Source organism: Sphingobacterium sp. NPDC055431 (assembly GCF_053644255.1).
This window is the reverse complement of sequence record NZ_JBSHLH010000019.1, coordinates 59432-73935: the sequence shown is the minus strand read 5'-3', so window position 1 is coordinate 73935 and position 14504 is coordinate 59432. Positions and strand designations below refer to the sequence as shown.

The window sequence follows — 14504 nt, the reverse complement described above, 5'->3', positions numbered from 1 at the left end:
GTATCGGAATTATTGATTCACAATAAATAACTCTTTGCAAATATTTTTTCACTAAACTAAAAACCAAGACATTAACCACTTTAAACTTATCTAAAAAACATTTCTTTCATTATTTTATTAATTGAATTTTTTATAAAAGATGGTATTGTTAGATAAAATTTTGATAGAGAAACATTAAGTAATTGTTAATTATTAAGGATGGAAACTCCTGCTTTTCCCGATTACCAAGAAGGTCCCTACAGAAACTCGGCTGATCCTGAGCAATGACCCAAAAAAAAAGTCATCAAGGCTGATGACTTTTGACTATGATTTTCTTAGGTAGGTAAAATACGATTTATTAAACTTTTTTGATTTATTAAGCGTCTAAATTAGATAATTAAGCCATAAATCGCCAAATATAATTTGTAGTTTCTCCTGTTTTTTGTCAGATTATTTCGACAAATAAATTAAAAATTGCGCCAACAACTATATTTTTGTATTTTCAAGTAGCCAAAAATTAAACTGAAATCAATGATGTCTCCAATTTCTGAAACCAAAAGGCTTATTCTCCGGCAAATTTCATTAACAGACCGAATCGACATGTTTGAGATGGACGCAGACCCTCTCGTACATCGGTATATCTTCAACCAACCTATAGAATCCATACAGGAAATCGATGAGGCCATACAATTTATCCAAAAGCAATACCAAGAAAATGGAATAGGGCGCTGGGCAATCGTCAAAAAGGACAATATGGAAATGATTGGATGGTGCGGCTTAAAGTACATCGATTATCCCTTAAACGGCAGGAGCAATTTTTATGATCTGGGTTACAGATTGAAAAGAAAACATTGGGGAAATGGATACGCTTCAGAAGCCTGCATAGCGACCGTCATATATGCCAAAGAAGTCATGAACCTAAAAAATCTGTATGCCACCGTACATCCTGAAAACATCGGGTCGATGAACGTTCTCAAAAAAATGGGCTTCGAAATCGGAGAAATTTTTGATTATGAAGGATCCCCTTCTTTTTTCTGTGAATTAGATCTCGATAAATTCATTTTTTAAGAAAGACCTGTCTGTCAAATCTTCTGTCAACAAAAATCTACTAAATCCGTATCCTCTTAATAATCAATAAAAATTATCTCAAACAATAGCTTTTTTGCTCATCAATTATTCGTAGATTTAAGAGACAAATAGATGTAATAAAAAGGTACTATGGCAACATTTAGCGACAACTTCTCTAAACAAGCATCTATTTATGCTCAGTTTAGACCATCATACCCTCATGAACTGTATGATTATCTCAGCAACTTAACTCCAGCGCATGCCTTGGCGTGGGACTGTGGTACGGGAAATGGGCAATCTGCCATACATTTAGCCGATTTCTATGACCAAGTCTATGCCTCGGACCCTAGCGAGGCTCAGATCAAAAATGCTTTTCAGCATGAAAAGGTTACCTACCATGTGGAAAAAGCCGAAGAACCTAGCCTTCCTGCACATACTGTCGATATTATCACCGTAGCACAGGCCATACATTGGTTCGATATCGATAAATTCTACGAAGCTGCAAAAAGAGTCCTAAAAAAAGATGGAATCATTGCGGTATGGGCCTATGCTGTCCCTCAGGTCGACAAGAACATCGACCCCATTACCCAAAATTTCCATGATAAGACCGTCGGACCTTACTGGCCATCTGAAATCAAATTATTGCAACAAGGATACACTACCATACCCTTCCCTTTCCGGGAAATCGAGCCCCCTGAATTCTATATCCGTAAAAAATATAAACTGCAGGACTTTTTAGGTCATCTGTTGAGCTGGTCAGCTACCCAACGGTATATACAGCAAGAGGAAAGGAACCCTCTCTTTAAATTGAAGGAAGAATTACAGCCTTTTTGGACCGATGAAGAAGAGGCTAAACAGGTAACTTGGAAGATCATTATGCGTGTTGGAAAACTACCGAGTTAATTTTTTAATCTTCCAAACAAACTTTATTAAATAAATCCTGTTTATTTTTTGGGTTTGGTGACAGAAAAAAAGTATTTCATCAAAAAAAGAGGTTCCTAAGAACCTCTTTCTATTTATTTTAAGATTTTATTTTTCCCTTTTTTATTCATCCAATTTCTTTTCAAAAGCTTTCCTTGCACTTCCACGGAAGTATACTTCCCCACAATATACATAACCTAACTTTTCCAATACCCGCAACATCCCCGTATTATCAAAATTGGTATCGACCTTCATGCTTAAGTATCCATTATCCAAACTTACCTGCTGTGCTTCCTCCAGCATCCAGGTTGCCTGTCCCTTTACGTAAGTAGTTTGGGAAACGGCAATCCTATGCACCACCGAGAAAGGCCGATTAGTCAACCATTGATCAGCAATGGCTTCATAGGCTGGTTCCCCGTCGAAAATTAAGGCTAAATAGCCTGTCAATTGACCGGCAGGGTCAATGCTCACATATCCGTATCCTTTTTCAATATCCGTTTTCACAACATCCAGATTAGGATATCCATCTTGCCATTGCCGACTCCCTTCTTCACGCCGCTTATCAATAGCTTCTTGCATAATGGACCAAACCAACTCTGCCTCTTCTGGCAAAGCTTTTCTAAAAGTAAATCCCGAAAATTGTTCTTTTGACATAACCAAAAATACATTTTTTAATCAGATTCTGTTTTCTACTTACCTTAAGATTTTAGGATAAAATTTTGTCTAATTTTTTTTCTAAAAAAAATTTTTCATGGAATATACCCTTCGACCCTCCTTTTGGTCTCGTTCGAGACATATTCGGAAATTTCAAAATATGTCTCGAATAAGACCAAGACTAAAACAAGACTTGGTCTAAATGCAACCAAGAATTTCAGTTAGAATTTTGACCAATGGAAATCGATAAATTTTCAAAACTTTATCGACAAGAGAAAGGTAAACAAAATTCCCCAAAGGGCTTTGGGGAATTTACAGAAACGGGTATTGATAACCCTTATGAACCAATTTAATTAATGATGATCTTGTATGTTGTTTATGTTTTTATTCAATGATTTTTTTTTATAAAGTAAGGGGTTATAATTATGCAAGGCCCATCCTATTGTAATTATAACCCTTCACCAAGGTTGAGTTTAGGTTTTATTTTTAAAGCAGTACCAATGCCCTTTGTCCAAATCTAAAAAGATTCCATTATGGATCCATCCTGTACCATCCTGCAAAATTTCTTGTTTAAAAGGCGTTTTCTTGCTTAAATCGAAATCTAGGCACATAAATCATTAAATAAAACACTTAATAATTATTAAAAACTTTCATAAAGTTAGGCTGGTTTGCTCGGTTACGACAGAATATGCTGCTTTTAGCACAACAAAAAAGCGGATCCCTCTTCTGAAAGACCCGCCTGACAAATAGAAATGAAAAAATATTAAGCAATCTTGACCTTAGGATCAAGTACTTTAATCAGATCGGCTTTTAAGAAAGCGACGCGGAATCCGTAGCTCAACAAGGTGTTTTGAATATCATTCTCCAGCCGCCCAGGAGCATTTACATTCATGACATATTGTTTATCATCCATATCAATCGATATGGGACCCAATTGAGGATATTCACGAGCTAACTTTTCAAAAATCTGTTGCCTTTGCAAAAGTGCATTTAAAGGCGCCCGAAAGGATAATATGTAGTTCTCCATGATAAGGTTGTATTAATGGATTAATAGCCAACAATCGATTCTAGATCGTATGAATCAAAGTTAAAAAATAGCTTGAATAAAACAAGCCTCAACTTGTTTTATTAAAATAGAATTAATACCGGTTTAACAGTAAAATAACCTATTACAGCTGTAAAAACAGTGTATTATTGGTAATTATAGATTTTTCCTATTTTCCTTCGAAAAAATCTATTGAAATTATTTAATTATATTTGTTAGAATAAAGCAAGAAATAACTTGGCTAATGAAGAAGAACAATTCAGACAAAATAATTATGTTGATGAAGATGCGCGGCGAAATTGATGCCGCTGGCATTGCGGAGGAATTGGGCATCACAAAAGAAGGTGCGAGGCAGCAATTATTAAAGCTTTCGGAGGAAGGTCTGGTACATGGCGTATGCAAGAAATCGGGTGTCGGCAGACCCTTTACCTATTATTCCTTGAGCCAGACCGGCTTAGCAAAGTTTCCAGATAACCACGCCGATATTACGGTACAGCTCCTACAATCCATCAAGTCACTATTAGGTGAAAATGCCTTGGATCTACTGATCAGCGATCGTGAGAAAAGTTCGTTCTTACGCTATGAGGAAAAACTAAAGGGCTCCAAGAGCACAAGTGATAAATTAAAAAAGTTAGCTCAAATCAGGTCTGAAGAAGGCTATATGGCAGAATGGAAGAAGGAAGGTCAGACTTATTACTTGATTGAAAACCATTGTCCCATTTGCGCTGCAGCCACGGAATGTCAACAGTTCTGCCGCGCAGAACTCAAGAACTTTAGGGCATTGTTGGGCGAGGACCTCGAAGTGAATCGCGTCAAACATATATTAGCAGATGAAAACCGATGCGTGTACAAGATTGAAAAGAAACAATAAACCAAAATGTTTAATCATTTCTCTTTCTTCGGTTCAATTCTTCCACCAATCTTGAAGCTGTAAAGCTAAAGTCCGCACCAAAGCTATTGATTACAAGACCTTTAATAAGATTATCCGTCGAGGAAATAGCAAACAAGATGCTTTCATCCCCCGGATCGGTCATCCCCTCAAAACGGTAGATTTCATCAATCACAAATTGTTCTGGAGAAAGCTCCTTTGATCGCCCCACGCAAAACAAGCACTCCCCATCTTCCTGAATCACAAAATCCTCTACATAACCCATGTTTTGCAAGTCATTGACCGCTTCGCTCAACGTATCGTAACTCTTCCTATTTCTTGGTTCCATAGTATATTGATTTATTGTAACAACACTGATTTTCAGATTATTGAAATTTAATAAAATATTCGAAAACAATGGACATCTTAAAGTCAATAAATAAAAGAGGATGCTGGGATTGATATGTTGCTGTTTGAACCAGGATGGAATGATAAGAGGATGGACCAAGATCTGGAAATGAACCAGGATAGAATGGATTAGAAGATAAACCAAGATCATAATATAATCGAGGCATTATTAACAATACTTGTCCCCAATACTGTAGGAGCGTATCGAATACGCCCGCTGTTTGAACCAGGATCCCTCCGACCCTGCTCAGGGTACAGGATAAGAGGATGGACCAAGATTATTTAGTAATTGCTCGATGGAAAGGTATTCTGGTTCAAACCTCTCCCAAAACCTTATATTTGTCCAAAGAAATCCACATGACTACCATTAAATTCAGAGATGCCATTTATGCTGACCTTAACCGAATTGTAGAAATATACAATAGCACCATTGCTTCTAGGATGGTTACTGCAGACCTAGAACCTGTATCTGTTGAGAGCAGAAACAATTGGTTCTATGAACATAACGCTAAGCATAGGCCTTTATGGATTTTGGAAATGGAGGATAAAACTGTTGGCTGGCTCAGTTTTCAATCTTTTTATGGCAGACCGGCTTATAATGCAACTGCAGAGATCAGCATTTACCTTGACCCCACTGTAAGGGGAAAGGGATTGGGAAAAATCGCCTTGGAATATGCCATCAACGAGGCTCCAAGTCTGGGGATCAAAACCCTGTTAGGCTTTATATTCTCGCATAACGAACCTAGCCTGAAACTTTTCAGGCACTTTGATTTTGAGGAATGGGCCAACCTGCCCAATATTGCGCAATTGGATGACATGGAAAGGGGACTCATCATCATGGGGAAAAGGATCACTCCCTAGCGGTCATTTTCAGTCTTAGGCAAACAAAAATAATTTTATCTTATTTTAGTAAAATGGAGATCGCACTAATTGTCTTTGGGAGTTTACTTTTAATTTTCACATTTCTGCCGCTGATCCGTCAGGATCATTGGACCTTTCGCGTATTTGAATACCCTAGAATCCAGAAACTTGCCCTATCTATACTCTGGTTGATCATATATTTAATTCATGCAGATTTTCAAAATTCCGTCCTGCTTGTTTTTGGCATATTCATCCTCATCAATATCATCTATCTCCTCAAACAAATCCTTCCCTTTACTCCAGTTTGGAAAAAACAAGTCTATAAGGCGGATAAAATTGATGACAAGAATAGCCTGAAAATCATGATTTCCAATGTGTATGAGGACAACGATGACTATAAAGGTTGCTTGAGTGTTGTCCATAGCAATAATCCTGATCTTTTGCTGCTATTAGAAACTAGCCATGAATGGGATAGACAAACGCAGGCATTGGAAACAGAATACAAATACCATGTGAAAGTTCCAATTGACAATACCTATGGGATGTTATTTTACTCTAAATTTCCAATCCATAATGCGGAGGTGAAATACCTTGTGGAAGATGAAATACCCAGTATTGATTGCCAGATTGAGCTTCCTTCCGGACAACTTGTCCAAGTATATGCTGTACACCCTACTCCACCTGTTCCAAATGAAAACCCAAGATCAACAGAAAGGGACAAGGAATTATTGATCGTGGCAGAGAAAGCTAAGGAATGTGATTTACCGGTGATAGTTATTGGCGACTTGAATGATGTTGCCTGGAGCTATACCACCGAATTATTCCTTAAGATGAGTGAACTGCTCGATCCACGTAGAGGAAGAGGTTTTTATAATACCTTCCACGCCAAACAACCTTTGATGCAATTCCCCTTGGACCATGCATTTATCTCTGCCGATTTTAAATTGAGGGAATTAAAGAAATTGGACAACTATAACTCCGATCACTTTCCTATATTCGTACATATACAATTTGAGGAAAGAGCTGAGGAAGAGCAAGAAGACAATCAATTGGAAGCAGACCAAGAAGACAAAGAAGTAGCTGCCGAGAAACGGAATGCAGACACTCAGTAGGACCAATAAACGATGAAAGAACAACATAATTACAAGGAAATCAACAAAAATCTGTGGAATCAAAAAACCGCAGCGCATGTTGACAGTGACTTTTATGACAACGAAGGATTTTTAAAGGGGAAAAGTTCTTTAAATCCTATTGAAATCGAGCTATTGGGAGATGTTAAAGGCAAGGAAATCCTTCACCTACAATGTCATTTTGGGCAAGATAGCCTTTCCCTTGCTCGCTTAGGCGCTAATGTAACGGGATTGGACCTTTCTGACCGAGCAATCGAACAAGCTCAAAAATTAAACGATCAACTAGGTCTAAATGCTGAATTTATTTGCTCGGATGTCTATGAAGCCCCAGCTACACTGAACGGAAAGTTTGATATCGTCTTTACCAGTTACGGAACTATCGGTTGGCTACCTAACCTGAATCGTTGGGCGGAGGTCATTTCTAGATGCTTGAAGCCAGGAGGAAAACTGGTATTTGTAGAGTTCCATCCTGTGGTCTGGATGTTTGACTATGATTTCAGCAAGTTCCAATATTCTTATTTTAATGATGGTGCAATCATTGAAGTCCAAGAAGGAACTTATGCCGATCGGAATGCAGACATTGTTGCCGAGGAAGTTTCTTGGAACCACTCCTTATCTGAAGTTTTCCAAGGTTTATTGAACAATGGACTGCAAATAGAATCCTTCGCAGAATATGATTATTCGCCTTACAATTGTTTTAAAAATACAGTAGAAATTGAAGCCGGCAAATATCAAATCAAAGGATTGGAGAAGACCATTCCGATGTTGTACTCCATTACAGCAAGGAAAAAAAGCTAAGTGAAGAAATTAAAGCATCCAGTTGAATTATCTTGAACTGGATGCTTTTTCATTACACTGGTTTCACCATAAAATATTTTTTTCGAAACCAAAAGGCCAGGTTTACCAATGCTATCAATGCGGGCACTTCTACCAAGGGCCCAATCACCCCGACAAATGCTTGACCACTATTAATTCCGAAGACCGCAATGGCAACCGCAATTGCCAATTCAAAATTATTCCCGGCGGCCGTAAAAGCTATAGCCGTGCTTTGCGAATAATCTGCTCCCACCCTTTTCCCTGCCAGAAAGCTAACAACGAACATAATGGCAAAGTAAATGACTAAAGGTATGGCTACCCTAAGGACATCAAGAGGTAATTGCACGATCATTTCACCTTTAAGGCTAAACATAACAATGATGGTGAAGAGTAGCGAAATAAGAGTGATTGGAGAGATGAGTGGAATAAATTTATTTTGGAACCAATCTTCTCCTTTTAAGGCAATTAATGCATATCTACTAATAATCCCCATTAGAAATGGAATACCCAGATAAATACCCACACTCTTCGCAATTTCTAAGATTGAAATATCCACTGAAATTCCAGCAACACCGAAATATGGGGGCAATACGGTAATAAAAACGTAAGCATAAAGGCTATATAAGATTACCTGGAAGATACTATTCAATGCAATCAAACCGGCTGCATATTCCCGATTTCCTTCTGCGAGTTCATTCCAAACAACCACCATGGCAATACAGCGAGCCAAACCGATCAAAATCAATCCCGTCATGTACTCGGGATAACCGTTGAGGAACAATATTGCCAAGACAAACATGAGAATAGGCCCGATAACCCAATTTAAGATTAAGGATGTCGTCAATACTTTAATATTCCGCAATACTTTCCCGATATGCTCATACTTCACCTTGGCTAATGGTGGATACATCATGAGAATAAGTCCAATGGCTAAAGGAATGTTCGTCGAGCCCGTTTGGAAATGGTTGATCCATTGCGAAGCTGAAGGAACCGTTTTACCAATAGCAACTCCAATTGCCATGGCTAAAAAGATCCACAGGGTAAGGTAGCGATCAAGGAATTTTAGTTTTGAATTCATCTATTAGGATTTGATTTGTGAAAAGACATAGAACATTTCCTCTGCAATCTGCAGACTGCGTGTGGCATAGACTCCTGCTTGTTCCGCCGTGCCATCTGATACCTTAGGGTCTTCGAACGTTACGGGAATCCTTTTCTCTGCACCTGGAATAAAAGGACAACCTGAATCTGCTTGGGAACAGGTCATGATGGCTGCAAATCCAGCTTCAGGATTAAAGGGATGGTCATGTTTTTTAGAAAAACCGATAATCGGCGGATCTATCCTAGCATATTTTATTGCGAAAATTGGATTCTCAGAACCTGATAATTTCAAAATATCAAAGCCTTGAGCCTCCAAGGTATCAATAACAGCTGGGAACAACCTTGTTTCTTCTGTACCTCCTGAATAACAATTTACATTGGGAATATTAAAATAGGAAGCTGCTGTTTGCGCCCAGATTTGAGACAAATGGCTTCGACGTGAATTATGTGTACAGATGAAGTTGATGTTGATTTTCTCCTGAGCATTTAATTTATGCTGAATGAAGTCGATTAATGGTCTTAGAGTTTCTTTACGCTCTGCATTGTCAAAGCCTAACCAGTTTAATTGGTTTATGCTGTTTGTTAAATTGGCATTCATAAATTGTAATAAAGAAATAAACATATAATACTGCTGTTGACCATACCTCCGAGAGAGAAGAAGGACAATAACATCGCAATATTACGATATTAGAGTTTTAATTTCAAATTCTTAATATTAATTTTTCAATAAGTTATTCAACTAGCTGCTTTCAGAACTGTGCATAAAAAAACGGAGACCCATAAATGATCTCCGCTTACAATTATTGATTACATTTTACTTATTCCACCAAATTTTCGTGAACTGCACATCATCGCCTTGATTGCTTAAGGCAGATTGATAATTAGTCTTGTTGGTACTCTGCTCCTTCAGTGGATAGACCAACCTGCTTGGAATGGCATCTCCTATCTCAGGCACAAAAGAATAGGATACTGGTTTTCCTTCTACCGTTCCTGACCAAACCACCTCTCCTTTTTTAACCAGGAACAACGGGTATCCTGTTCTTCGGATCTCTGTCCAGGATTCAATACCTTGACCGTACAAAGCCAAGTATTTTTGAGAGAGGACATTTTCCTTATTTGCTTTTGGGACTTTCATTAAATAGGCCGTTACTTCAGCAGGACTGGCTCCCCAGCGTTCTAGGGAAGCTTTTACACCATTTTCATAACTCGCCTGTTCCCAACCTTTATATTCAGAAATCAAGAATTCCACCTCGGAATATTCCTGCAGAACCTCAAAGGCATTAGCTCTATTGACCAAGTCTCCTGGCAAAGAAATACTATCTAACGGGAAAAGATTTCCAGCTGCTAATGGTAAGCCATAAGGCTGACCCTTATAAATATTTTTACTGTTTGGCTTTGCATACTTGCTCAACCTTGGGTCTTCAATCTTAAATGGACCTCTGTTTCCTTTCAATACGTCAATAAGAACATGAGAAACTGAAAAATCCTTTCTATTGGCCGTTACGGTAGCCCTAAACAATGGAGCTTCATATGGTGAAGCACTGGAATAGGTAAAGCCGGCATTATCAGCATTCGAAGTAAATACGCCTTTTTTCAATGCATCTTCAATATGCTGGGTCGCCAATGCCTTATCCTTGGTCAGGATGCGATTCGCCAGCCTCAACCTTAATGAATTGGCAAACTTGAACCATTTCTCATTCTTCCCTTGATATACGATATCTGAAGTTCCGAAGGTCACCCCTGCCTTATATTTCGCCAATGTATCGGCTGCAATCTTAAGCTCATTTAGGATATCCTTGTAAACTTTCTCCTGAGAAGCATATTTAGGAGTCAGGATATCTGGATTTCTCTTCAATGCTTCAAAATCAGCATCCTTGTTACCATAGGACTCATAAGGGATATCACCGAAAACATCCGTTAAGGAATGGAATGCAAAGGATTTCAAGATCCTAGCAATAGCTATCTGCGAAGAATTCGCACCAGCACCATTTGCTTGTGCCTGTATTTTCGTCGCTTCATCTTCATTCAGCAGGATGATTTCATTTAGGTTGCTTAAGGCCTTGTACGTATTGGTCCAATATTCATCGGAATATCCTGCGGAAACCAAATACCTGGATTGATCGGTATAGATATTCTGGCTAAAATATTGGGCAAAGAGCTGGGCTCCTCGGAAATGAATGCTCTCGCTTCTCAGGGCATTGATCACCTGCCTTTCAGCAGACAGAAAAAGACTGGGTGTAGGTACATTTGATGGCCTATTTGGGTCGACATTAATCTCTTGCAAGGTATCTTTGGAACAAGAGATAAAACTCAAGGACAGCAAAGATGTATATAGGATATGTTTAATTTTCATTTTTTCTAGCATTAAAATTTAAGGTTAACATTCAATCCATAGGTCAGTGGCGTTGGAATATTTCCTCCCTCTATTCCTTGAACATTCCCACTACTGTTGGTGAATTCTGGATCGATGTATTTACTCTTGGAATAGATATTCCAAACATTTCTCGCATAGGCTGATAATCGCACTCCTTTTACCACCTTAGGGTTGTTAAAAGGGATGGTATAGCCTAAGGTAACTTCCCTAAGCTTGACGAAAGTGCCATCAAAAATGGAGAAGGTAGTCGGTCCACTGGACTCATTCCTTCCCCATTGTTGAGCGGTAATCCTTGTATCATTGGGTCTGATATTGCTTGTTGAATAGGTTCCATCTGCATTAAATACGACATCAGCCTTTACCCCCTCTAAGACAATACCATCTTCACGGACATTATTTTCAGCGGTACGCTCCAAGATTCCGGAATACATGCCGACATTATAGGTCTGCGAATAGAAACTTCCACCTACACGACCATCGATCAAGAATCCAAAGTTGAAGTTTTTATAACGGAAACTGTTTTGGAATCCAAATAGATAATCTGGTAACACAGAGCCTAAAGGAACCAATTGAGAGGTCCTTTGATAGGTTCCATCTTCTTTGATCACGCGTTGCCCATCTGCATAGACAAAATCATAACCTAATAGCTGTCCGTATGGTTGCCCCTCTCTAGCCACCAAGTTGATCAAGGAAGAACTTAAGGTTAAGGTATTCACGAGTTCATCCAGTTTAAGGACTTTATTTCTGTTTCTCGCCCAGTTAATACTTGAGTTCCATTCAAAATTTTCAGAGCGAACTGGCGTTGCATTCAATATTACCTCAATACCTTTATTCTCCACTTTTCCGGCATTCAAGACCTTCGCTTCATAGCCAAAAGCTGATGAAACTGGAATGGGAAGTATCTGGTTTCTGGAGGTGTTATGATAGTATGTAATATCAAAACCTAATCTATTTTTGAAGAACTGCATGTTAAGACCTGTCTCCCACGAACTGGTGATCTCTGGTTTTAGATCGGCATTGTTCAAGGTTGAAGGCAGTTTATTGGATGGTTTACCATCAAATGATTGTTCTACATCATAAACCTTGTTCAATTGGTATGGGTCCGTATCATTACCTACCTGTGCCCAACCTAACCTGACCTTACCGAAAGACAACCAGTCTAGACTTTGGATAGCTGGCAATTGTGAAAACACAAAACTTCCGGTAAATGAAGGATAGATAAAAGAATTTGCATGGCTCGGTAAGGTCGATGACCAATCATTACGCACTGTAGCATCTAAAAACAATAGGTCATTGTAACCTAAGGAAGCACTACCATACAAAGAGGCAATACGGCGGTTGTAGGTGAAGTTTTCGATCTTCACGCTGGATGCATTCTTTAAATTGTAGTAGTTAGGTACAATCAAACCACCTTGGGTGATGGCATAATCAACTTTTCTGTGCTGATCCCTTAAGTTTGCTCCTACGTTGGCTACCAAAGAAATCTTATCCCAATTCTTTTTGGCAGTAGCCAAGAATTCATAGTTGTATTCGTTTAATTTATTGCTGGTCTCTTCATATTGGGAAGCACTGCGTGAGTATACCGCAATACGATCCTGAGTCCCGAACTGGTAGATATCGCCATGGACTTTAGCCCCGATCTGTAACCAATCTGTCACTTCATATTGTGCGCCAATATTACCATAGAAACGGTCTCTCTTTTCTTCTAAATAACTTTCATAAGCCGACCAATAAGGGTTGTCGATAAAACGGGTCGCTTCTGCTGCTGGCGTGTTTTGCCAACCTGTTCTATTCCATGCCAATGGAGTTCCATCTGGGCGCTTGTAGTTTTCTAAGCGTTTATAATCTACCTGCACCGCTCCCCATTGGAAAGCCTCCAAGATAATATTTCTGTTGGATGCTCCAGTCCATGGTTTACCTAAAGAGGTATTGTGGATGTAATTGATACTGGAATTGATGCTCAACTTACCTAATTTGGTACCCCCTGAGAAATTTAGGGTATTACGTCCCAAGGTAGAGTTGGGAACTGTTCCTTTTACATTCTTGTTGGTGTAAGAAAATCTATAATTCGTATTTCCTGAATTTCCCGCAATAGCGATATTGTTGGTGTTTGCCAAACCGGTATTGAAGAAATAACTGACATCATGCTCTGGATATAACCAAGGAGATGGGTTTAAATAATCTGCAGCATCTTCTGGATTTAAATTGTACCATTGCAAAACTGGCGTTCCATCTAATTTTGGTCCCCAGCTTTCATCAGCAGCGTAATCCACTATTTTATAGTCTTTCCCTTCAATATTGACCGTTTGAAAGTTTTGGCTATAGCCTTGACCATATAGATGCTGGCGTTTTGGGAGCCTGACAATGTTTTCGAATTCCAGACCTGTATTTAAATCGATACTTACCTGCTCGCCTTTTCCCGCACGTTTGGTCGTGATCAAAATCACCCCATTGGATGCTCTCGAGCCATATAACGCCGCAGCAGATGGCCCTTTAAGGACTGATATATTCTCAATATCATCAGGATTTAGATCTTGGATCATGTTTCCAACATCCTTACCTGCCGAGCCGTTGATGGTCGAAGAGGAGTTTAGATCCGAGTTATCAATCGGAGTTCCGTCTACCACATAAAGCGGTTGATTGCTACCTGCAATGGAGTTGATTCCCCTTAATAGCGTACGGGTTGATCCACCCATATTTCCCCCGGATGAGACAATCTGTAGACCTGCTACCTTTCCTGATAATGCAGCCATTGCATTGGTAGGCCTGGTCTGTAATTCTGTTGATTTCACTTCTTGCACGGCATAGCCCAATGCTTTCTTTTCTCTTGAAATCCCCAAAGCGGTCACAACCACTTCCTCCAAGACATCATTGCTAGGTACTAAACGTACCGTAATGGGCTCCGTAGCATTTACCTCTAGATCCTGATCTTGATAGCCAAGAAAACTAACCTTGATCTGGGTCCTCGGATTGGAAGAGTCTAATGTAAATTCCCCTGAAGCATTGGTTTGGGTTTGCTTCTGCGTTGTTTTATCGATAACGGTAGCTCCTGAAATCGCTTGATTCAGCTCATTCAGCACCTTGCCTTTAATGATATTTTGGGCTTGTGTTTGACCAATTCCTATGGTAAAGAATAGCCCTACGAGATAAAAATATATCGTTCTGTTCATGTAAATAATTTGAAATGGATTAATAAAATGGAATAGAAATTACTGGAGGTAGTCTTCCTTAGCTTACCTACCTCCTACGCACATTCGAAAACTGTTATGGGTTGATTTGATA

13 protein-coding genes are annotated in these 14504 nt (G+C 39.1%); 6 read left to right on the top strand and 7 right to left on the bottom strand.

Annotated features, from left to right (window positions below):
* The first annotated feature begins 510 nt into the window (after window positions 1-510).
* Window positions 511-1047 carry a GNAT family N-acetyltransferase gene (locus ACWIB3_RS15495; RefSeq protein WP_454292059.1) on the top strand — a complete coding sequence of 179 codons (537 nt, stop codon included), beginning with the start codon at window positions 511-513 and terminating at the stop codon, window positions 1045-1047.
* Between the two features lie 150 nt (window positions 1048-1197).
* A complete protein-coding gene (locus ACWIB3_RS15490) occupies window positions 1198-1950 on the top strand; it encodes a class I SAM-dependent methyltransferase (RefSeq protein ID WP_254527650.1) in 753 nt (250 codons plus the stop codon).
* A 141-nt stretch (window positions 1951-2091) separates the two neighbouring features.
* Here the strand turns inward: ACWIB3_RS15490 and ACWIB3_RS15485 are convergent, their stop codons facing one another.
* Window positions 2092-2622 carry a GNAT family N-acetyltransferase gene (locus ACWIB3_RS15485; protein WP_313259792.1) on the bottom strand — a complete coding sequence of 177 codons (531 nt, stop codon included), beginning with the start codon at window positions 2620-2622 and terminating at the stop codon, window positions 2092-2094.
* 763 nt (window positions 2623-3385) lie between these two features.
* On the bottom strand, window positions 3386-3649 hold the full coding sequence (locus tag ACWIB3_RS15480; RefSeq protein ID WP_185212580.1) for a hypothetical protein: 264 nt from the start codon (window positions 3647-3649) through the stop codon (window positions 3386-3388).
* 262 nt (window positions 3650-3911) lie between these two features.
* Between ACWIB3_RS15480 and ACWIB3_RS15475 the strand changes: the two genes are divergently transcribed.
* Entirely contained in the window at window positions 3912-4538 is a 627-nt protein-coding gene (locus ACWIB3_RS15475) for a helix-turn-helix transcriptional regulator (protein WP_185212581.1), read from the top strand.
* Between the two features lie 10 nt (window positions 4539-4548).
* Here the strand turns inward: ACWIB3_RS15475 and ACWIB3_RS15470 are convergent, their stop codons facing one another.
* Window positions 4549-4884, bottom strand: coding sequence for a phosphoribosylpyrophosphate synthetase (locus ACWIB3_RS15470; protein WP_185216808.1), 336 nt, complete (start codon window positions 4882-4884; stop codon window positions 4549-4551).
* Window positions 4885-5300: 416 nt separating this feature from the next.
* Here ACWIB3_RS15470 and ACWIB3_RS15465 point away from each other — a divergent pair, with 416 nt between their 5' ends.
* From ACWIB3_RS15465 to ACWIB3_RS15455, 3 genes are read left to right on the top strand one after another with little or no spacing between them, the layout of a single operon-like run.
* Window positions 5301-5804 carry an N-acetyltransferase family protein gene (locus ACWIB3_RS15465; protein WP_454292058.1) on the top strand — a complete coding sequence of 168 codons (504 nt, stop codon included), beginning with the start codon at window positions 5301-5303 and terminating at the stop codon, window positions 5802-5804.
* Between the two features lie 53 nt (window positions 5805-5857).
* The gene (locus ACWIB3_RS15460) at window positions 5858-6916 is read left to right on the top strand and encodes an endonuclease/exonuclease/phosphatase family protein (protein WP_454292057.1); all 1059 of its coding nucleotides are present in this window, start codon (window positions 5858-5860) and stop codon (window positions 6914-6916) included.
* Between the two features lie 12 nt (window positions 6917-6928).
* Entirely contained in the window at window positions 6929-7732 is an 804-nt protein-coding gene (locus ACWIB3_RS15455; protein WP_454292056.1) for a class I SAM-dependent methyltransferase, read from the top strand.
* A gap of 52 nt (window positions 7733-7784) precedes the next feature.
* Here ACWIB3_RS15455 and arsB read toward each other — a convergent pair whose 3' ends face one another.
* The 4 genes from arsB to ACWIB3_RS15435 form a co-directional block, all read right to left on the bottom strand.
* A complete protein-coding gene (arsB, locus tag ACWIB3_RS15450; RefSeq protein WP_454292055.1) occupies window positions 7785-8828 on the bottom strand; it encodes an ACR3 family arsenite efflux transporter in 1044 nt (347 codons plus the stop codon).
* A gap of 3 nt (window positions 8829-8831) precedes the next feature.
* Complete coding sequence (locus ACWIB3_RS15445) at window positions 8832-9446, bottom strand: arsenate-mycothiol transferase ArsC (protein WP_313259808.1); 615 nt, start codon at window positions 9444-9446, stop codon at window positions 8832-8834.
* 216 nt (window positions 9447-9662) lie between these two features.
* Window positions 9663-11201 (bottom strand): SusD/RagB family nutrient-binding outer membrane lipoprotein, encoded by a 1539-nt coding sequence (locus ACWIB3_RS15440; protein WP_454292054.1) that lies wholly within the window; start codon window positions 11199-11201, stop codon window positions 9663-9665.
* Window positions 11202-11212: 11 nt separating this feature from the next.
* Window positions 11213-14392, bottom strand: a complete 3180-nt coding sequence (locus tag ACWIB3_RS15435; RefSeq protein ID WP_454292053.1) for a SusC/RagA family TonB-linked outer membrane protein — start codon at window positions 14390-14392, stop codon at window positions 11213-11215.
* Between the last annotated feature and the right edge of the window lie 112 nt (window positions 14393-14504).